The 20989-nt window shown below is 45.4% G+C and carries 16 protein-coding genes; 9 read left to right on the top strand and 7 right to left on the bottom strand.

From position 1 onward, the window contains the following. Positions 1-199: 199 nt before the first annotated feature. Positions 200-2389 carry a M3 family metallopeptidase gene (locus D1814_RS05815; RefSeq protein WP_118490515.1) on the bottom strand — a complete coding sequence of 730 codons (2190 nt, stop codon included), beginning with the start codon at positions 2387-2389 and terminating at the stop codon, positions 200-202. A 255-nt stretch (positions 2390-2644) separates the two neighbouring features. Here D1814_RS05815 and D1814_RS05805 point away from each other — a divergent pair, with 255 nt between their 5' ends. Together D1814_RS05805 and D1814_RS05800 are read left to right on the top strand one after the other, a co-directional pair. Beyond that, complete coding sequence (locus D1814_RS05805) at positions 2645-3163, top strand: YgjV family protein (protein ID WP_118490514.1); 519 nt, start codon at positions 2645-2647, stop codon at positions 3161-3163. A gap of 31 nt (positions 3164-3194) precedes the next feature. Further along, entirely contained in the window at positions 3195-3665 is a 471-nt protein-coding gene (locus D1814_RS05800; RefSeq protein ID WP_232368987.1) for a hypothetical protein, read from the top strand. Positions 3666-3742: 77 nt separating this feature from the next. Here the strand turns inward: D1814_RS05800 and purU are convergent, their stop codons facing one another. Both purU and thpR read right to left on the bottom strand, forming a co-directional pair. Next, positions 3743-4597, bottom strand: a complete 855-nt coding sequence (gene purU / locus D1814_RS05795; RefSeq protein WP_118495322.1) for a formyltetrahydrofolate deformylase — start codon at positions 4595-4597, stop codon at positions 3743-3745. 137 nt (positions 4598-4734) lie between these two features. Next, positions 4735-5388: an RNA 2',3'-cyclic phosphodiesterase gene (gene thpR, locus D1814_RS05790; RefSeq protein ID WP_118490512.1), complete on the bottom strand. Its 654-nt coding sequence runs from the start codon at positions 5386-5388 to the stop codon at positions 4735-4737. Positions 5389-5574: 186 nt separating this feature from the next. On the opposite strand from thpR, the gene hrpB reads away from it, so the two are divergent. Both hrpB and D1814_RS05780 read left to right on the top strand, forming a co-directional pair. Then, complete coding sequence (gene hrpB / locus D1814_RS05785; RefSeq protein WP_118490511.1) at positions 5575-8298, top strand: ATP-dependent helicase HrpB; 2724 nt, start codon at positions 5575-5577, stop codon at positions 8296-8298. Positions 8299-8477: 179 nt separating this feature from the next. After that, positions 8478-9290: a DUF4198 domain-containing protein gene (locus D1814_RS05780; protein ID WP_118490510.1), complete on the top strand. Its 813-nt coding sequence runs from the start codon at positions 8478-8480 to the stop codon at positions 9288-9290. Between the two features lie 76 nt (positions 9291-9366). Here D1814_RS05780 and D1814_RS05775 read toward each other — a convergent pair whose 3' ends face one another. Further along, complete coding sequence (locus D1814_RS05775; RefSeq protein WP_118490509.1) at positions 9367-10647, bottom strand: lytic murein transglycosylase; 1281 nt, start codon at positions 10645-10647, stop codon at positions 9367-9369. 268 nt (positions 10648-10915) lie between these two features. Between D1814_RS05775 and mrcB the strand changes: the two genes are divergently transcribed. After that, on the top strand, positions 10916-13267 hold the full coding sequence (gene mrcB / locus D1814_RS05770) for a penicillin-binding protein 1B (RefSeq protein ID WP_118490508.1): 2352 nt from the start codon (positions 10916-10918) through the stop codon (positions 13265-13267). A 283-nt stretch (positions 13268-13550) separates the two neighbouring features. On the opposite strand, the gene D1814_RS05765 is transcribed toward mrcB, so the two are convergent. Further along, positions 13551-13835 carry a hypothetical protein gene (locus tag D1814_RS05765; RefSeq protein ID WP_118490507.1) on the bottom strand — a complete coding sequence of 95 codons (285 nt, stop codon included), beginning with the start codon at positions 13833-13835 and terminating at the stop codon, positions 13551-13553. A gap of 417 nt (positions 13836-14252) precedes the next feature. Continuing rightward, positions 14253-15176, bottom strand: coding sequence for a DUF808 domain-containing protein (locus D1814_RS05760; protein WP_118490506.1), 924 nt, complete (start codon positions 15174-15176; stop codon positions 14253-14255). 167 nt (positions 15177-15343) lie between these two features. Between D1814_RS05760 and D1814_RS05755 the strand changes: the two genes are divergently transcribed. Continuing rightward, on the top strand, positions 15344-16084 hold the full coding sequence (locus D1814_RS05755; protein ID WP_232368985.1) for an AraC family transcriptional regulator: 741 nt from the start codon (positions 15344-15346) through the stop codon (positions 16082-16084). A 71-nt stretch (positions 16085-16155) separates the two neighbouring features. Here the strand turns inward: D1814_RS05755 and D1814_RS05750 are convergent, their stop codons facing one another. Next, positions 16156-17010, bottom strand: a complete 855-nt coding sequence (locus D1814_RS05750; protein WP_118490504.1) for a hypothetical protein — start codon at positions 17008-17010, stop codon at positions 16156-16158. Between the two features lie 242 nt (positions 17011-17252). Here D1814_RS05750 and glnK point away from each other — a divergent pair, with 242 nt between their 5' ends. The 3 genes from glnK (at position 17253) to ggt (ending at position 20830) form a co-directional block, all read left to right on the top strand. Further along, on the top strand, positions 17253-17591 hold the full coding sequence (gene glnK / locus D1814_RS05745; protein ID WP_012516988.1) for a P-II family nitrogen regulator: 339 nt from the start codon (positions 17253-17255) through the stop codon (positions 17589-17591). Positions 17592-17623: 32 nt separating this feature from the next. Then, positions 17624-18871, top strand: a complete 1248-nt coding sequence (locus tag D1814_RS05740; RefSeq protein WP_118490503.1) for an ammonium transporter — start codon at positions 17624-17626, stop codon at positions 18869-18871. A gap of 267 nt (positions 18872-19138) precedes the next feature. Beyond that, a complete protein-coding gene (ggt, locus tag D1814_RS05735; RefSeq protein ID WP_118490502.1) occupies positions 19139-20830 on the top strand; it encodes a gamma-glutamyltransferase in 1692 nt (563 codons plus the stop codon). The last annotated feature ends 159 nt before the right edge of the window (positions 20831-20989 follow it).

Raw genomic sequence — 20989 nt, 5'->3', positions numbered from 1 at the left:
CTTTTTACTAATAAATAGGATAAATCGATTGTGAGGCATAATTGACCAACAGGTCAATAAAAAGATTAGGCTTTATACCAGTCTGCATAAATAAAAAGGCTCTCGAATTTGTCGAAACAAAAACGAGAGCCTAAGCATTTTAGCAGCGGGTTTGCGTAGTTACAGGCATTAGATTAACCCGCTGCGATCGCCATTTTTCCTACTCTTTGTTTTCCTTAGGAATAGGGAAACCACGGTCACGCATTAGTGCGTCTACCTTGGCGTCGCGGCCGCGGAACTTGCGATATGCTTCAGCTGGATCCATTGCGTTACGTACGGCGAATAGATATTTCACTAAGCGATCGCCTACTTCTTTATCGTAGAAACCACCCGGTGCTTCCATAAAGGCTTCTGCTGCGTCAGCGGTTAATACCTCTGCCCACATGTAGCCATAATAAGCCGCTGCATAACCTTCGCCTGAGAATACGTGGCCGAAATGAGGTGAGCGGTGACGCATAACAATTTCTTCCGGCATGTCTAGTTTCTTAAGTTCTTCACGCTCAAAAGTGTCAGGGTCAATCTTGCTAGGATCGGTAGTGTGGTACTTCAGATCCATGATGGCAGAAGCCATGTACTCGGTCGTTTTAAAGCCTTCGTTGAAGGTTGAAGCCTTTTTAATTTTTTCTACCAACTCAGCAGGAATAGGCTCACCTGTTTCGTGGTGAACCAAGTAGTTGTTGATAACCTCATCGGTAGTTAACCAACGCTCTAATAACTGAGACTGGAATTCAGTGTAATCGCGTACGCCAGAATGCGATGACGGGTATTCGACGTCAGACGCTAAGAAGTGAAGTGCATGACCAAATTCGTGGAAGTAGGTTTCAGCATCGTCCCACGAAATAAGCGTGGCTTCACCATCAGCGCCTTTTACGAAGTTCGAGTTGTTAGAAGACAATACGGTTTTCTTGCCATCGAAGGTTGTGTAAGAGCGGTATGTGGTTGCCCAAGCGCCAGAGCGCTTACCTTGACGTGAGAATGGGTCAAGATACCAAAGACCAATGTGTTCACCGCTGTCTTTATCTGTTACTTCCCATACTTTCACGTCTTCGTGGAAAACCGGCACTTTGCCTTCTTCAACAGGTGTAAAGTTGAAGTTGAACAAGCGACCTGCAACGTAGAACATCGCTTCGCGAAGCTTATCAAGCTGTAAGTACTGCTTTACTTCGTTTGAGTCTAGGTCGTATTTAGCCTGACGCACTTTCTCTGCATAGAAGCGGTAATCCCAAGGTGCAATAGTGATGTCTGCACCTTCCTCATCGGCTATGGCTTGCATGTCAGCCACTTCTTCTTCAACACGAGCAATGGCGGCAGGCCATACTTTCATCATCAGGTCCATGGCGTTTTCTGGGTTCTTTGCCATGCGATCTTCTAAGCGCCACTGAGCGTAGTTTTCGTAACCTAATAGCTCAACGCGCTCGTCTCGAAGGGTTAAGATACGCTTAATAATGTCGTTGTTATCAAACTCGTCAGCATTGTCACCTCGGTTGTAGTAAGTACGCCATACTTTCTCGCGAAGCTCTCGATTGGTGGAGTATGTTAAGAACGGATCCATTGATGAACGCGTGTTGGTAATTGCATATTTACCTTCTTCGCCGCGAGACTCGGCTGCCGCTTTTGCTGCCTTAACAAATGAGGCAGGCAAACCGTCAAGCTGGTCTTCAGTAATATAGGTAACGTAGTTTTCTTCATCTGCTAGTACATTGTTAGAAAACTTAGTGTGTAGCGTAGCAAGCTCTTGGTTAATTTCAGCGTAGCGTTTTTTCGCTTCGCCATCTAAAGTCGCGCCATTGCGTGCGAAGCTATTGTAAGTCATCCATGTTATACGCTGTTCTTCTGGCGTAAGTGAATCTAACTCGTCAGATTCATATACCGTTTTGACTCTTTCAAAAAGCTTTTCGTTTTGAGTAATTTGCGTGAAGAAAGCTGATAGCTTTGGCGACATTTCTGCCTGAATTTCGCGGAATTCAGGGCTCGACTTGTTTGAGCTCCAAATACCGTAGTAAGTGAATACGCGGCTAAGTTCTGCACCAGCCCGCTCCATTTCTACAATAACGTTTTCAAAAGTTGGCGGAGCTTCATTGTTCGCGATAGCTTCAATTTCTTTAAGATTCAGCTCCATGGCTTTCTCTAGCGCTGGCTTTAAATCTTCAAGGTTCATCTTATCGAAAGCAGGCACTCCGCCATAGGGGCCTTTAAATTCTTGAAGCAGCACGTTATCAAACTGTGCTTGTTGAGATGCCGTAGTATTTTGCACATCTGTGCTAGACGTTTCTGGCGCCTTTTGTTCTGAACATGCACCCAGTGCGACCACAACCGCCATAGCGGTAAGTGATGTTTTAAATTTACCCATGAGTTTTCCTGTCTGTTTTTATCTATAGGTTTTTTGACAAAAACCATCTTAAGATAATGTAAAAATAAGTTAAATGCTCTTTAACGTAATTCCTTGCAGTACAACGGTTTGGAGGGGAAATCGTACTGGTATGCAATTCGTCGAAATTGCACAAATTTTGATTGGCTTTGCGCTGGTTGGAAATTACACTGCGCGCGTTCTGAATTAGCTGTATTCCACAGCGTGTAAACCACTGACTTATTTACTGTGATCACCATGTTTGAATTACTTCTTCACGGGTTTCCCGTAGCATTCGCTTTGGCCTCTTTTTGGTCGAATACTGAGCGCAAATTACTGCTGCTAAATTTAGGGTTATGTATTGCTATTGGTTCTCTTTTGGCTTTTGAGCAAGCATGGGGAGGAGTTGTAGTTATCACGGTAGCAGGAATGAGTACCAGCTATCGCATAGTAAAAAATAAGCTACTGTCGCCTATTGCAACTTACATTACTTTAATCACTATGATGGTGATTGTACTGACAGTAAATAATTTAACCGGCAAAACCTCGCTGATTGAGGCTATGCCTGTGTTAACTTTCATGGCTTATCGCTTTGGTGAACTGCACTGTAAAGAAGCAGGCCTTCGCGTGTGTATGATTATTGGTTCAATCAACTTCACAGCATACGGTGTTATTACTCAAACATGGGGGTTAGCTATTACTGAAGCGCTATTTGCAGTATCAAACCTGTGGTACTACATGAAGCTTAGACGTGCCATGCGCACTAGCCCAATTTAGTTGAATATATAGCCGTTTTGTGATGTATTTATTGTCAAACGGAATTGAATCCACAGGCAAGGTAATGCAACGCAAACCCATCGACAGAGTAATATTTTTTTGTGTTCCGGCTTTTCTATTGGCACTTTTTATTTTAAATATAAATGCAGACGGTGAAGTGAAACTAGCGGCTATCCTTGGTAGCGTAGGGTTATGTGTTAGTTATTACTCTTTCTTAAGAAGCGGCTGTGTCAGCAGAAGGTACCCTATCGAGGATTTGATAGAGAGAGATGGCGAGTCCTTGATCTTTCATTATTTTCACCGTCACGAGCGCCAGCCACTAAAAGTGAACGCTGACACAATTTATGCGCTTAATTTTTCTCACCGATATCTAGGGGTAATTTTAGATAGGAATGGCAGAGGATTTGATTTTCACTATCCACACAAAGAAGCCGTGATAAAAGCTAGGCTTCAAGAGGTACTTGGTGAATATAAGTTCAATAACGTGAAAAAAAACGTCTAGATAAAGCGAAAATAGACCAAATCAAAGCCCGAGAGTAATTTTACTGTCGGGCTTTTTCATTAGGTAATCGTAAAAGCTTACGCAAACACCACGGTTTTGTTTCTGTGAATAATTACGCGGTCTTCTAAATGGTAGCGCACGCCGTGAGCTAGCGCGGTTACTTCACAATCTTTACCTTTGCGTACCATGTCTGTAGCACTGTCACTATGACTAATACGCTTCACACTTTGCTCAATGATGGGCCCTTCATCCAAGTCTTTGGTGACATAATGACAGGTTGCGCCAATTAATTTTACGCCGCGATCATACGCTTGCTGGTATGGCTTAGCGCCGGCAAAGCTAGGTAGGAAGCTGTGGTGAATGTTAATGGCTTTGCCTTCCAGCTCCTGGCATAGCGTATCAGGTAAAATCTGCATGAAACGGGCAAGTACGGTCAAATCAATCTTGTACTCTTGTAGTAAGGTGGTGATTTGCGCGAATGCCGCGTTTTTGCCTAACGCTTTAAAGTCTACCCAATGAAAAGGGACTTTGTACCAGTCAGCAAACTGTTTCATTTGCGGGTGGTTGCCAATAATCACTGGGATATCACAGTGCAGCTCGCCAGTATGCCAGCGGTGAAGCAGGTCAACTAAACAGTGAGATTCAAGGCTCGCTAACAAAGCAACGCGCTGTTTTTTGTCTGAGTCACTGAGTTTCCAGTTCATCTGGTACTCGTTAGCAAGTGGGGTGAACTCTTTAACAAAGCTTTGGTGGTCTAGTTTTAGCGAATCGGTACTAATTTCATGGCGCATGAAAAAGCGGCCGGTCTGTAAATCGGTATGATGGCTGGCTTCAACGATGGTAGCGTTATGGTCGGCTAAAAATTGCGACACGCTGGCAACTAGCCCGATTTGGTCAGGACAGTCTATAACTAATCTAAATGTTTGTTGCATGTGGGCAGTTTGAATAAAAAAACAGGCTATCTTTTTACCCGTGACGCTAGGCGTTGTAAAGGCTATAGGCAATTTAAAACCAGCTTAAATTGCTATAACTCATAATTATACTCATCGTTCAGAGCTACTTAGCTCTTTTACTCGTCCGTAATTCCTCGGCGAAGTTTCTCTCTTACCGACATATTGTGTTTCAACGGCCAAGATTGGCGAATAGGGTAGGTTACCCCCTGCGGCGTAGTTACAGATTCAAATAGGTGAAATGCTGAGATGTGAACGTCTACGCTCGGGCTGTAAAGCGGTAGCGGCAATGTCGACGTAGCCTTTCTTACAAGAGTGACGTGAGGCTTATACTCTCTGTTTTCTACTTCGATTGCCGCTTTACGGGCCGCTTTTCGCGACAATTTAGCGAGCTCATTAAGGGCTTTTGGTGTATCTGTAGGCGCAGCAAAGAGTATTTTAGGCCCATTCCACAACCCTGTGGCATTGAGAGTTAGAGAGAATGGTTCACTGACGAGCTGATCGAGTTCATACACAAGCGCTTCGTGCTGGCGGTGGTTTATCTCGCCTAAAAAGCAAAGCGTGATATGAAAGTTTGCTGCTGGCACAGCATAAGGTATTGCGGGGCCTTGGCTGTTGATGTGCTCGTTACGCTGGTTGCCAGACTTACGAGTACGAGTTACCTCACTTTTCACCCATTGACGTGGCATTACTTCAGGCAATGCCTGTTGACGCCAGCTATCTAGAGCAAGTTTTTCTGTGGCGCTAAGATCTAAACCTATAAAGCTTCGCATAGCTTTCCTCCTTTAAATTTGCCCTATCTATGTACATTAAACAGTAGTACTGCCCACAAGCTTAAGACGGCAGCGGACGTCCGTACGATAATAAGTTTATCATGGCGCTGTGGACGAGTTCCAAAACAAGTCGCGCGTATTGAGTATTTACCAAATTTAAAAAAATAGCTGTGATGTTCGAGTGCATTGTTTACATCAGGTACACTATACCCACCAACTTATAACACCTATATGCCCTTTATGTTACAGCCGTTTTCTCACCTACCCGCTTATGAACTTGTTACGCCGCTACTAGAAGCCGTAGCGACTAACAACATCATCATAGGGGCGCCTCCGGGGGCGGGGAAATCTACTGTGCTGCCTTTGTCGCTGCTGCAATCTTCGCTAAAAGGAAAAATATTGCTAATGCAGCCACGTCGCGTGGTGGTGAGAAATCTTGCTGACTACTTAGCAAAGCAATTAGACGAAGAGGTTGGGGAAACCGTTGGTTATCGTATAAAGGGCGAGTCGAAAACCTCGTCAGCTACTCGGCTTGAGATAATAACCGAGGGCGTGTTAACGCGCATGATTCAGCAAGATCCAGAGCTTACTGGTGTAGATGCTATTGTGTTCGATGAGTTTCATGAGCGCAGTATTCATAGTGACTTTGGTTTGGCGCTGGCACTTGAAGTCCAGTCTGGGCTTCGCGATGACTTACGCCTAGTGGTGATGTCGGCCACCTTAGATATTGCGCCACTTCAAACACTGTTTAATGCGTTTAGCGCACTGCCAGTAGTGAACTTGGAAACTCAAGGTCGTATGTTTCCTGTTGATGTCCGCTACACCCAGGACGTGCAGGCTTACGAGTTGGTATCGAAAACCAGTAATCTTATAAAACAGGCAGTAAGCGAGCACGATGGTTATATCTTAGTGTTCCTCCCCGGCCGAGGTAGCATAAATGCTGTTGCCAGAGAGATAAAAGGGTTAGCTGAGAGTGCGGACATAGCCGTACACATGCTCTACGGTGCTTTAGAAAAATCAGCGCAACACGCAGCCATAGCGCCAGACCCACAGGGCAAGCGAAAAATCATATTATCTACCAATATTGCAGAGACAAGTTTAACCATTGAAGGCGTGACAGTAGTTATTGATACTCTGTGGGAGAACAGTGCTCAGTATCATCCTTTAAGCGATATTACCGCGCTTACCCAGCAACGTATTTCACAAGCATCTGCCATTCAAAGAGCAGGGCGAGCAGGACGGGTAATGGCCGGTACCTGCTATAGGTTATGCAGTAAAAGCAGCTTCGAGCGCTTGGCCAAACATAATGCAGCGCAAATTGAGAAAGAGGACTTAAGCAGCTTCTTGCTTGATACTCTAGCGTGGGGTAGCAACCCAGATACGTTGGCATTGTTGACTAAACCTACACAAGCACAACTGCAGGTCGCACAGCAAAAGCTTTGCCGAGTTAATGCTGTTTCAAAGGCAAACATTACCCCTTATGGAAGAGCGTTAGCCAAGTTGCCATGTCAGCCGCATTTAGCCCACTTATTGCTAACGGCAAAAACAGGTATAGAGGGGCTAAGTGCTGATGAAAATAGCGCGCTTCGTTTTGCTGCACCGTTTGTTGTGGCAATAAGCGAAAGCAATATTAATGTGAATGGTGCGACAAACGTAATGGATGCGCTGCTTCTTGCCAATAGCAGCACTCGCAATCAGCTAATACAACAAGCTTCCCGTTATGCGCGCTATGTGCAAAGCGAGAAGGGGAAAGCGCAGACTTTTAAGCCTGACATTAATGCATTAGACGAAAGCGCCCTTGGCCTCTGTATCGCCATCGCATTTCCTTTGCAAGTGGGCTACCGGCGAAATGCGCCAAGCAGTTATGGCGGTAACTCTGGTAATTCGAAAGTTACGACGAAGGGGGCTACACGGAGCGGTGCTTCTCAATCTCATATTATTGAGTACAAGTTGGCGAATGGGAAGGGGGCTGAGCTAACCGCTACAGCCGGTAATACATTTTCCAATGAAAGCGAGAAAGATAATGAACCTTGGATAGCGGTACTTGAGGGTCAGCTTATTAAAAGCATAGTGGCAATACGCCTAGCTCAGCATGTGCCCGAACGCTGGTTGTGTTTGGCTTTCCCTGACGCATTTAGCGAAAAGCGTAGCGTTATTCTTAACAGCGACACTGGCGTAATGGAAGCCAGAGTAAGTACGGGGTTTTATGACATAACGCTAAATAGTGCGCCAGTATCAGGACAGGAAAAAAGCCGCGAAAAAGCGTTTTGGGATAGCGCAATGTGCGATGCCTGGTTTGCCTATCTCGATACCTTGCCGTTATCCAATTGGCCGCTGTCGGATGCCGATTGGCAATGGTGGCGAAGAGTTCTGATGGCCGCAAAGCTCAATCTACCGCAAGATAAAGCTTTTGACGAACCGGAACCCTGGCCATTGTCATTAAGCGACCTGGTGCATAAGGCAAAAGACAGCCTAGCGCCTGTTTTAAAAAACTGTAAAAGTATTAAAAACCTTAAGCAGTTACCGTGGAAAACAGCCTTGAATAATGGGTTATCTTGGCCTCAGCAAGATGCATTGGCCACGCTTTTGCCCACTCACATGACTATACCCACGGGCAGAGAGGCTAGCCTAGATTATCGCGACAATGGGGATGTGGTGCTGTCGGTCAAAATGCCAGAATTGTATTCGCAAAACACGCCATTAACCTTAGCGGGTGGGCGAGTGACTGTTGTTTGCGAGTTGCTCTCGCCAGCAGGTAGACCACTGCAAACCACCAGTGATTTAGGTGCGTTTTGGCAAGGTAGCTATAAGGAAATACAAAAAGAGATGAAGGGGCGTTACCCCAAGCACTTTTGGCCGGATGATCCTGCCAATGCATTGCCGACCAGCAAGATAAAAAAACATATGTAGCCGCTACTGCGGCCATACCTCTTACTGTTTTTAGTTGATTGTTGTGTATTTCAAACACCAGTCATTGCTTATACATCAGTTTCTTACACAGTCTGTTTTTAACGACAGTGGTTATACAATAAAAACTAAGCTAAGTTGAGGGTAGCAATTACAAACTTTCATTTAGGTAACCTTAAGCTATGAAATTATCCAGTTTAGCCACCGCGGGCTTTCTGTTTGCTACATCTTTAAGCGCTCAGGCTCATGACTTTTGGTTAGAGCCAGCAAGCTACCGCTCACAAGAGCCAAGTGCTGTTGCCTTGCAGTTTAAAGTAGGCCATAAAGAAGATACCTCTCACTGGAACCTGTCATGGGATAGGATAGTCGCGTTGCGCACTTATTCTTCTAACGGCGTGAGTGATATGGCCGCCAGCGTAGTACCTAAAACGTCAATGCTGCCCGGCATGGCTAAAACGGCCAAGCTTTCACCTGGCACCCACGTTATAGGGTTTGAAAGCTATCATGCTACTAGTGTTCTAAAAGCGAAGAAGTTTAATCAGTATGCGAAAGATGAAGGTTTAACCGAAATACTAGCCCATCGCGAGGCGAGAGGGCAAAACGATATCGCCGGAAAAGAGCTGTACTCAAGGAAAGCGAAAACCATAGTACAAGTGGGTGAGGCAATAACGGGCAATGCCCTAAAACCCATTGGCCATACGTTAGAAATAGTGCCCCTTGAACACCCATATAAACTTTCAGATAACACCCTACCTGTTCAGGTGTTATTCAAAGGAAAGCCCTTAAGCAATGCACTTATCAGTGCAGTATCCTTAGTTGATCACCAGGCCGAAGAGCAAGCGGTTAAAACTGACAGTGAAGGAAAGGCGACGTTTAAAGTTAATGTGGAAGGGCCTGTTATGCTAAATACGGTTTGGGGCGTACCCCTTACAAATAGTACTGCAGCAGATTTCGAGACCTATTTTTCAAGCCTAACGTTTGAATACCTGCAGTAACCTGAGCTGCTTTTACCTTACTGGTCACTGAAAATACCAAGTGATTAAGGCGCCCCTCGAAAGGGCGCTGTTTTAATCAAGATTGAGAGGTAGCTTTGCCTGCTAGGTCGATATTAAGTGCAGCCATCACTTCCAGACCTGGGAACCCATCTGCAATCATGTTGTTGCGAATTTGGTAGTTGCGGATACCCTCGCGAGTGGCAGGGCCAATGATGCCGTCGGGTTTGCCCACATCGAAGCCTAAATTATTTAGCTTACTTTGAAGCGCAATAATGTCTTTGCGACTGTAGGCGGGGAGATCAGGTAAGCTTGCTTTAATACCAGACGCCCCAGCGATGCGGTCGGCCAATACGCCTACGGCGATTGCATAAAACTCAGAGTTGTTCCAGCGCATAATAACGCGGAAGTTCTTGTAGGCGATGAAGGCAGGGCCGTTATGCCCAGCAGGCACAATAACATAAGCTGTGGTATCGCCTTCGCCCAGCGCAGAGCCATCGGCTTTCTTCACGCCTTGAGCGTTCCATTCGCTAAGAGGTTTTCTATTTTTATAGCCAGACTCTTGATAGTCAAAGTTCTCAGGCAGCTGCACTTCACGACCCCAGCGGAAGCTGCGCTCCCAACCTAGGCTTGCAAGGAAGTTTGCGGCAGAAGATAAGGCATCTTCTTCACTTGCCCACAAATTAATTTGTCCGTCGCCGTCGCCGTCAATGGCATAGTGGGTATAGGCTGAAGGCATAAACTGAGTGTGCCCCATAGCACCAGCCCACGAACCAATCATGTCTTCTTTTTGAAGCTTTTCCCGTTCCATTAGCTTCACGGCCACAAGGAACTCTTGGGTAAAGTACTTACTTCTTCGTTTGTCACAAGCCAGCGTAGCAAGAGAATCAAGTACCGGCATTTTGCCTTTGTAAGAGCCAAAGTTTGTTTCTAAGCCCCAGAAAGCGAGCAGGTAGTGAGGAGGCACGCCGTACTTATCACTTAGTTTGTGCAAAAGCGCTTCGTGCTTAGCGTACATCTCTTTGCCTTTTTCAGTGCGCCAATCGGTAACGCGCTTACTAAAGTATCCTGGAAAGGTTTGTACAAATTCGGGTTGGCTTCGGTCTAACTCAATCACACGGTCCTGGTGAACAAGGTGAGGAAATACATCATCAATGGTTTGCTGGCTAACCCCTGCTTGCTTTGCTTTATCTGCAAGTACGGCGGTGCAACTAGCAAATTGTTCATTGGCATACGCGGAGTTAATCGACGCACTAGCAATAAGCAGAGCCAAAGATGTACGAATGAATGAGGTGTAAGACTTGGTCTTCTTAGGCGAACAATCCGAAAGAAAAGAAGACTTAAATGAAGCTAAGCGCATAGTACGATTCCTGTGTTACTTGCCAGCATGCTATCGCATTGTGACCGTGAAACGCGAGTAAAATTCACTTTTCCTAGTGCGTACAGAAGTACTTTATCCCGCATCAATAGTAAATGGACAATAGGTGTGCATATTTGGAAACAGTTGTTGAGCGGCGGCCCGAATGGTAATGTTGATACTATTAAAACTAACGTTTTAAGCGACGTTTGTTAAACCTATATCGCAAAGTATGCGATGTCATCCTCAATGATCTTCATGGCGTTTTCACGTGGCAAAAAAACAGACACAAAACAAAACATCTTCAAAAAGCAAAGCAACCAACAAGGGTAAGAGCTCAGCCAAGCGCTCGTGGTTTTTCAAGCTGTTCTGGCGAGTCACTTTAATTGGCTTAGTGGTGCTCGGGGCTTATGCGTTTTATCTCGACGCACAAATTAAACATGCGTTCTCGGGTAACAAGTGGGAAGTACCTGCGCAAATTTTCGCACGTCCTTTAAAAGTGAGTAAAGGCGAGGAGATCACGCCACAAGAAGTTATTGATGAACTCAATTTGCTGGGCTATCGCAAGGTGACTTTTGCTGACAGTAGCGGTGAATATAGCTATCAAAACAAGGTGTTAACCGTGCAGCGTCGAGCGTTTCAGTTCCCTGAAGGCGCTGAGCCTCTTCGACACTTGGTAATAACGTGGGAAGGTGCACGCATTGGGGAAATTTATGACAAATCGCAGGGGCGCCCTTATGGTTCTGTAAAACTAGAACCTTGGTTAGTGACGCGTATGACAAGCGGTTCGCAAGAAGACCGAATGCTTGTGACCCTCGATACTATTCCTGAAATGTTACCTAAAGCGCTGACGCTGGTGGAAGACCGCAATTTCTATAACCACCATGGTGTTGCACCACTTTCAATATTGCGCGCCCTAATGGCGAATATTGCTGCTGGTCGTACGGTTCAAGGTGGCAGCACGCTGACGCAGCAGCTGGTTAAAAACATGTTTTTAACCCGTGAACGCTCAATTGTGCGTAAGGCAAAAGAAGCTATCATGGCGGTGATCATTGACGCACGCTACAGCAAATCAGAAATTATTGAAGCTTATTTGAATGAAGTGTTTTTAGGTCAAAACGGTGACATGGCCGTACATGGTTTTGGACTTGCCAGCTATTTCTACTTTGACCGACCAGCCAACGAGTTAAGCACGCCTGAAATAGCCACGCTCGTTGCCATTATTAAAGGCCCATCTTATTACAATCCACGCAAATATGCCGAGCGAACAAAAGAGCGACGTGATTTAGTACTTCGCATGTTGTTCGATGAAAATGAAATAAGCCGTCAAGACTACGAACGTTTCGTGAATATGCCGTTAGGGCTTGCCAGTGGTGCGAGTTTAGCAAGTGGCAAACACCCTGCTTTCATGGAGCAGGTACGTCGAGAGCTTAATGAAATTTTAGCAGAGCCAAGTTTAAGAGACTCGGGCGTTAAGGTGTTTACAACACTTGATATCGTAGCTCAGCGCCGTGCAGAAAGTGCATTGTCAGGCACATTAGACGGTTTGCAAAAAGACAGACAAGTGCCATTACAGGGGGCGATGGTTGTGACTGACAGTGCAACTGGTGAAGTGCGCGCAATTGTAGGCGGTAAAGACTTTGCGTTTAAAGGTTTCAACCGAGCACTAGATGCTAAGCGGCCAATAGGTTCTCTGATTAAACCTGCTGTGTACTTAACTGCTTTGGAAGATCCTACCCAATTTAACTTGGCTACCCCCCTTGAAGACGAGCCAATTACCCTTGAAAGTAGAAACGGAACCGAATGGTCGCCGCAAAACTACGATAAAGAGTTCAGAGGGCAGGTGCCTCTGCTTCAGGGGTTAGTCGAATCTTTGAACGTGCCAACAGTTAATTTAGGCATGCAGATAGGCCTAGATGCGTTAGCCGATACCATTGAGCGCTTAGGAATTACTACGCCAGTAGATAAAGTACCGTCGTTAACCCTAGGCGCCTTCGAACTGACGCCGTTTAGCACTAATCAAATGTATCAAACCCTATCTAACGACGGGCGTTATATACCTCTTCACACAGTGACTTCTGTAGTGACAGCGGATAATGCTTTGCTTTGGAAAAAAGCGGAGTTCTTTAGTCAGCAAACTGATGAGGCTGCCACCTATCTGCTTAACTACGCGTTGTACAAAGTAACAACAGAAGGCACTGCGAAACGTATAGGCTGGAACTTTGGTAATGTAAACATGGCCGGTAAAACGGGAACCACAGACGACTACCGCGACAGCTGGTTTAGCGGCTTTGATAGAAACAATGTGGTCACGGTTTGGGTAGGTAACGATGATAATAAACCCGTCAACTTAACCGGTGCAAGTGGCGCGCTTCCCGTTTTCATTAACTACATGAAGTCTCAATCACCTAAATCATTATCAAGACGTTTCCCTAAAGGCTTAGGAATCGCACATTTCGATGCAAAAACCGGGGCAGTCGTTGTTGCAGGTTGTGCTGAAAGCTTAAGCGTACCGGCTATTTTGGATGTACTACCTCCGCCTCAGCAAGACTGCTCGGGTCGCCCAGTAGATAAGGACAGCGATAAAGACGAAAAAAGCTGGTGGGAACGCATATTCGGATAAAAAAACTCCAGTAAGAAGATAGAAAACACAATCACTTGGCTCTGGGAACGCATAGCTAGCGTACAGTCCGTGCTTTCTATCTCCCTCTGGAGTAAAAGGCCCAGGGAAGGCAAAACAGGTTGTGGTAGTCGGTTTGGCACCTATTTGTTTTTATTGCGTTTTCAATGCCCTTTCTGTAGGAATAGGCGCGCTGTAGAAAACACCAGCGCACTCACAGCAAACGCAATAACCGGCCCGAGTACTATCATAAATAGGGTGGCGGCGGTTAACATGTGCACTCTCCTTATGCGTCGTTATCGTCCGAGCTGATAGGCTCAATCGGGGTTATAGTTATCTCTGCAACTAACGAATGGGCTTCTTCTACCTCTGGTTCAAATGTGTGGCTTGTAGTTAACACGTCATAGGTCACATCCAGCGCTAAGTTCTGCTTTACGTCGTACATGGCGCTTTCAACGATAAAATCTGTATGTGAAACAATGTTGCTCTGAGATTCGTCAGCGAATACTGCTGCGCTCAATACGCTAGTTGCTAAAGTTAGTGCAGTGAAAGTTTTGCGACCGATAAACATAGTAATCTCCTAAAAAATAAGTTGGACACTGCACTTGAACATACTGCGTGGCAGCTATCATGTTGCTAAAGGTTTCGATAATAAGTCGTTATCAATTAACAATTAGTTTATAGCGAGGGATGTGCCAACTCGTTATAAATACATATGTAATTGAAATTCTTAAATTTTATTTTTTGTGGGAAAGTGAGTGAAAAGTTTGCTTGTAACAAAGATACTAAAATTTAGTGTTTTTCATTTGGAGGTGGTCAAAAAGACTAACGCAGCCTTTTTGAGAGTGTGGATTAAGGTATCTTTTGTCAGATTAAGTGCTAAACGGAGGGGCAGCGGTACAGAAAGCCGCGACGCCCTCGCTTAAAAGAGAAAGTGAAAAAGCAAAGTAAAAAGACTAAACAAAAAGGTAAAGCACAGAGCACGGCCCTAGGATTTTTTGCCTTTGAATTTCGAAACCATTGTCACAGCCAGCGCAATGACCACACCCGCAGCAATACCAACCACACCATCAGCGAGTATAGACATAACTAGCGAGGCATCTGGGACAAGCGCAGTAAACCAGTCGGTAAAAATATGTAAAAAGCCTATGCTGTGAGTAAGGATTCCGCCGCCCACCAAGAACATAGCCACCGTACCCACTACCGCAAGGGTTTTCATTAGTGCGGGCGCGGCAACTAACAATGCTCTGCCGATAAATCGTTGAAGGCTGTTCATTGAACCTGTTAATGACTTGCGAAGCATGTAAAGGCCCACATCGTCCATTTTAACTAAGCCCGCGACTAGTCCATATACGCCAAGTGTAATGGCCAAGCTTAGTGCCACTAACACACCAATTTGCGTTGTAAGCGTTGCATCTGTCACGGTACCTAACGCAATAACAATGATTTCAGCAGATAATATGAAGTCGGTGCGAATAGCGCCTTTAATTTTATCTTTCTCAAATGCCACCATATCCACATTTTCGTGGGTAAGTGCCTCTATTCTGGCTTCTCGTGTTTTTTCCTCATCTTCGTGGGGGAGGTATTTATGCAGCAGCTTTTCTGCCCCCTCAAAACATAAATATAAACCGCCTAGTACCAAAAGGACGGTTATTAGTGAGGGAACAAAAGCACTTATGGCTAACGCGGCGGGAACCAAAATGGCTTTATTGATAAGTGAGCCTTTTGCTACCGCCCATACAACGGGTAGCTCTCTATCTGCTTTAACACCTTGAACCTGGTCGGCATTCACCGCTAAATCGTCGCCTAAAACACCCGCTGTTTTTTGTGCAGCGACTTTTGACATGGTCGCGATGTCGTCCATTAACGTTGCTATATCATCAAGTAGGGCAAGTAAGTTAGCTGCGGCCAAAGTGATTTTCCTTGTGTTCGTTGTTATAAAGTGTGCTGTTTTTATATTTCACTAACATAGCGAATCGGCAAGCGATAAGTAGTTGCGGCATACAAAGAATACGCGCAGCATATTACCTTTGGCAACTTATGTATAACGAGACATCAGAGAAAAAGGCTGGAATCAGTGTGAGTAACGATAGAGAAATAGTTGAAGCAACAGAGTTACCCTCGCTTTCAGTTCGTTCTTATGCCAGAAAAGCCCGTAGACACGCACACCCTTTTTATCAATTAGTATTGCCCGTAAACGGGCATATAGAAATAGTACAAGACTATTTTACAGGCAGCGTCGGTGTAGGGGAGGGAGTGTGTATTGCGCCACTCGAAGTACATAGTTTTAGTGCAAACGAAAATGCAAAGTTTGTGGTCGCCGACTTACTTTCAGTACCGGTACAGTTGCAAGACAAACACCATCCTATTTTTCAGGTTAATACCGCCCTTCAAGCTTTCTTAAGTTTTGTCGAAGTGCAGTTAACGCATTACGCTTTTTACGGGCACGATGAAATGACCGCGTTATTTCAGGTATTGCTGGCAAAAAGCGAGGTGGGCACGGGAGCAGACAAGCGAATCACCCAAGTAATAAGTCATATACATGGAGACTTAGGGACATCGCATACGTTGCAGTTGCTTTCAGAGATGGCTTGTATGGGAACCACACAGTTCAAAACTCGGTTTAAACAAGCCACTGGGCTTAGCTTACGTGATTACCTAGTGAAGATAAGGATGGAGAAAGCCAAAGCGCTTCTTAGAAATACCGATACGCCTATGTCGAGCATAGCTCAAATCACGGGGTATGAAGATGTTGCGGCATTCAGTCGTCGGTTCAAAGCGTATTTCGGGCAACCACCAAAGTCTTTTAAGAGGAAGTAATACGCCTTGCTAAAGGGGGCCCTCGCCGGATATGGACAAATTAAAAAAAGCACAGAAATAATTAATACGGCCTAGTTTCGATTTTCCTCTAGGGGTAATTTATTAACTCTGGCGTCTATAAAACGTTTGTGATCGTCCATTTTGGTGCATTTTAAGGTGCCACCGGCAATCCCACTCAATATCGCCAAGGTTTTATTGGTCGTACTGCTACAGTTTACACGTTTTGAAGGACGTCGATTTTCATTAGCTTGTATTTGCTGTGTGCTTGGCCCGCTGAGTACTGGGCTATTTTTATGCTCTTGAAACGCTCTCGCTGCTTGTTCAGCTTCTTCAGAGACTTTGTCACTGTGGTACTTTTCAAAGTAATGGGCCGCACCATCTTTTGCCGATAGATTCAACGAGCCAGCGCGCCGATTGGCATCTTTTGAAGTAGTGGGCGTTGGTAGCACATTGGTCGGTTTACTTTCTACGGGGACTTGCTGTATGTCGGGCTCAGTAACTTTCTGCTGCTTTGTTTCAGGAATTTCAGAAAATTTATCTTTACTATCAGTTGCTTCAGTGGTTTGAGTGACATCTGACTTCAACTTAATTTCTTGCCTTTCTGAGGAAACATCGACTGCTTGAGTGTCTTCTGTTTCGGCTTGAACCGAGGGGCGCGGAATTGGAGGGTAATAAAGTCTGGCACTAATCTCGGGCGTTCGCTCTAAAGCATTTACTCGCACTTTTTTATCGTTGATTGTCAACTGAGAAAGTATGACTACCACAATGACCCCAATAACATGCGCACTACCCGAAATTAGTAGCGGCCGCCACGCCGTTTTTTTTGCAACGGAATGGTACTCAAAGCTGCGTTCTGGCGCAATAAAAGAGGGGGTGATAGTCGTCATAGTAAACAACAGACCATCCGCGCTACCGAATAGTTCCATCCTAATTTCACCGCACTTTTTAGTCACCTTACCTCAGTTATTCCTTTATCCGCTTCATTGTTGGGCATTTTTTACCTTGTGCACCATAAGTGTGCATTATTTTTGTGCATGACCTGGCTGTTTGTGATTATGTCTATGATTTGTATGGGGAAACATTTATGGCATGGCTCTTGGTTTATCTTCCCGTAGTTGGAAACACGACCATAAATCACAGAATAACCAAAACAAACTGGGAGCAACTCATGAAACTAGTCACAGCGATCATCAAGCCGTTCAAGCTAGATGATGTTCGTGAAGCCATTTCAGAAATCGGTATCGACGGTCTGACCGTCACCGAAGTGAAGGGCTTTGGACGTCAAAAAGGACACACTGAACTTTACCGTGGAGCGGAATATCAGGTCGATTTTCTACCTAAAGTCAAACTGGAAATTGCTGTTCAGGATGATCAAGTAGAGCGCCTGGTAGAAGCCATCGTTGGCGCTGCCAAAACAGGCAAAATTGGAGACGGCAAGGTGTTTGTTTATGACCTTGAACACGCCGTTCGTATTCGAACTGGTGAGTCGGATAGCGACGCGCTGTAAGCCACAACGATATATTTGCGGAGAAAACCATAATGGAAATCACTTTTGAACTTGGGTATGCGCTAGATACCTTTTATTTTCTAATCTGCGGTGCACTGGTTATGTGGATGGCTGCAGGTTTTGCGATGCTTGAAGCCGGTCTTGTTCGAGCAAAAAATACCACAGAAATTCTAACTAAAAACGTGGCACTATTTGCAATTGCTTGCACCATGTACATGATCTGCGGCTACGGTATTATGTATGGTGGTGGCGACTGGGGTCCATTCCTAAGCGGGATCATGGGTGATGGCGCGACAGGTGTAGCTGAAGATCCAGCAACATACGCACCTTCTGCTGACTTCTTCTTCCAAGTAGTTTTTGTTGCTACAGCAATGTCTATCGTATCTGGTGCGGTTGCTGAGCGTATGAAGCTTTGGGCATTCCTAGCATTCGCAGTTGTTATGACAGGTTTCATCTATCCAATGGAAGGCGCTTGGACGTGGGGCGGCGAAGCGGTATTCGGTATGTATACCCTTGGCGACCTAGGTTTCTCTGACTTTGCCGGTTCTGGTATTGTTCATATGGCCGGTGCGGCTGCGGCGCTTGCTGGTGTGCTTGTACTTGGTGCCCGTAAAGGTAAATACACTGCAGACGGTAAAGTAAACGCGATTCCAGGTGCTAACCTGCCGCTTGCAACTTTAGGTACATTCATCCTTTGGATGGGTTGGTTTGGTTTTAACGGTGGTTCAGTACTGGCTACTGCAACAGTTGAAAGTGCAAACTCAGTTGCAATTGTATTTATGAACACGAATGCTGCAGCTGCAGGTGGTGCTATTGCTGCACTTATCGTAGCACGTATTCTATTCGGTAAAGCTGACTTAACTATGGTACTTAACGGTGCGCTAGCTGGTCTTGTTGCTATCACGGCGGAGCCATCTACACCAACGCCTCTTCAAGCTACTCTATTTGGTGGCCTAGGCGGTATCCTAGTAGTGCTTAGCATTGTTGCACTAGATAAACTTAAGATTGATGATCCAGTGGGCGCAATTTCAGTTCACGGTGTGGTTGGTCTACTAGGTCTAATCCTTGTACCTTTCACAAATGACGGTTCAAGCATCTCTGGTCAGCTAATTGGCGCCGCGACTATCTTTGTATGGGTATTCGTAGTAAGCCTAGTGGTATGGCTAGTGATTAAAGCGGTAATGGGTGTACGTGTGAGCGAAGAAGAAGAGTTCGACGGCGTAGACATGAGCGAGTGTGGTCTGGAAGCATACCCAGACTTTACAAGCGGCCGCTCGTAAGAGAGTCTCGATTAGGCAAATGAAATAACAATAATAATGCCTTATTACTTCGTTTAAGCCCCGCAGTTGCGGGGCTTTTTTCGTTTGAAGTCATGTACTTTTTAGTTGCTATAAGACTAAAGAAAAGGGCCTAGGCGTAAAGTGACAATAACGCTACACTATGTTTAAAAATGCTTAGGTTTTAAAATGCTTAGGTTTTAAAATGCCTAGGTTTTAAAGGGCTTAGGCTAGATTTATCAACGGCAATGTTTTAGTAAAAGGATAGTTATGACTGCATGTGTGCGACTACTGCCTTTGATATTGGCTTTTTTCAGTATCAATTGTTTGGGCTATGACAGAGTAACGGGGCAACCCTTTGCAAGTCGCTCAGAAGTTATTGCAAAAAATGGCATGGCAGCCACTAGCCAACCATTAGCTACGCAAGTGGCTTTGGATATTTTAAAGCAAGGTGGCAGCGCGGTTGATGCGGCTATTGCGGCCAACGCAATGTTAGGGTTGGTTGAGCCTACGGGTAGTGGTATTGGCGGCGACTTATTCGCTATTGTGTGGGACGCAAAGGAAGAAAAGCTGGTGGGTTTAAACGCTTCTGGCCGTTCACCCAGACAACTTACCAAAAAGGTCTTTGCCGAACGCGGTCATCATCAAATACCCAAATTTGGGCCCCTGCCCGTGTCCGTCCCTGGAGCTGTGGATGGTTGGTTTGCGCTACACGAGAAATTTGGCAAGCTGCCCATGTCAGCGTTGCTCACGCCATCTATCAAATATGCCCGTGAAGGGTTTCCGGTTTCAGAGGTCATTGCTTACTACTGGCAGATGAATCAAGAACGGATTGGTCATTACGATGGTTTTGCAGAGACCTTCCTTATCAATGGTAAAGTACCGCAGAAAGGTGATATTTTTAAAAACCCTGGGTTAGCCGTGACCTATGAAAAGATAGCAACTGGGGGGCGTGATGCCTTTTATAAAGGGGATATCGCCCGTACTATCGATGCCTATATGAAGTCCCAAGGGGGCTTTTTATCATACCAGGATTTATCTTCGCATACCTCTGAGTGGGTAGAGCCTCTTTCCGCTAACTATCGCGGCTATGATATATGGGAGCTTCCGCCAAACGGACAAGGTATAGCGGCACTACAGATTCTTAACGTGCTAGAACACTATGATATTGAAGGGATGGGGTTTAACTCAGCTAACTACATACATACCTTCGTTGAAGCCAAAAAGCTTGCCTTTGAAGACCGTGCTAAATTCTATGCTGATCCAGATTTTAATCAGATTCCAGTGGACTGGCTAATTTCGAAAAAGTACGCCGCTAAGCGTCAGAAGCTCATTGATAATGAACGCGCTGCAGAGCGTGTTGACGCGGGCATTTATGATGGAGATACCATTTACCTCACCGTTGCTGATAAAGAAGGTAACATGGTGTCTTTGATTCAAAGCAACTACCGCGGTATGGGGTCAGGTATGACACCGCCTGGACTTGGTTTTATCCTTCAAAATAGAGGCGAGATGTTTACGTTAGAAGAAGGGCACTTTAACGAGTACCGCCCGGGTAAGCGTCCGTTCCACACGATTATTCCAGCTTTTGTAACAAGAAACGGTAAACCCGTGATGAGCTTTGGTGTAATGGGCGGAGGAACACAACCTCAAATGCATGCGCAAATTATAGTGAACATTCTCGACTTCGGTATGAACTTGCAAGAGGCGGGGGATGCTCCTCGTATACTACACAGTGGTTCAAGTAGCCCCACTGGGGCACTTATGACCGATGGCGGCTATGTGAGCTTAGAGTCTGGCTTTAGTGAAACCGTTCAGCGAGAGCTCATGGAGCGGGGGCATAAGCTTCAGCGCGTTGTAGGGGCATTTGGTGGCTACCAAGCAATAGCTTGGGATGAGCAGAAAGGCGTCTATTTCGGCGCCTCAGAAACGCGAAAAGATGGACAAGCCGCTGGCTATTAAGCACACTAGTGTAAATATTGAGCGATAGGTTATCTGCTTAATAAAACTTAGCTTCACTTGAAAAGGTTTTTAAGTTTGAAGTAGTTGCTACAATTAATAAAAAGGTTCGCAATACAAAGCGTGGCGAATGTTCGTCAGCAGCGAAACGTCATAGTGAGA

The organism is Alteromonas sp. BL110 (assembly GCF_003443615.1).
Lineage (GTDB): Bacteria > Pseudomonadota > Gammaproteobacteria > Enterobacterales > Alteromonadaceae > Alteromonas.
Note: the sequence above shows the minus strand (reverse complement) of the source record. Positions and strands in the feature narration are given on the sequence as shown.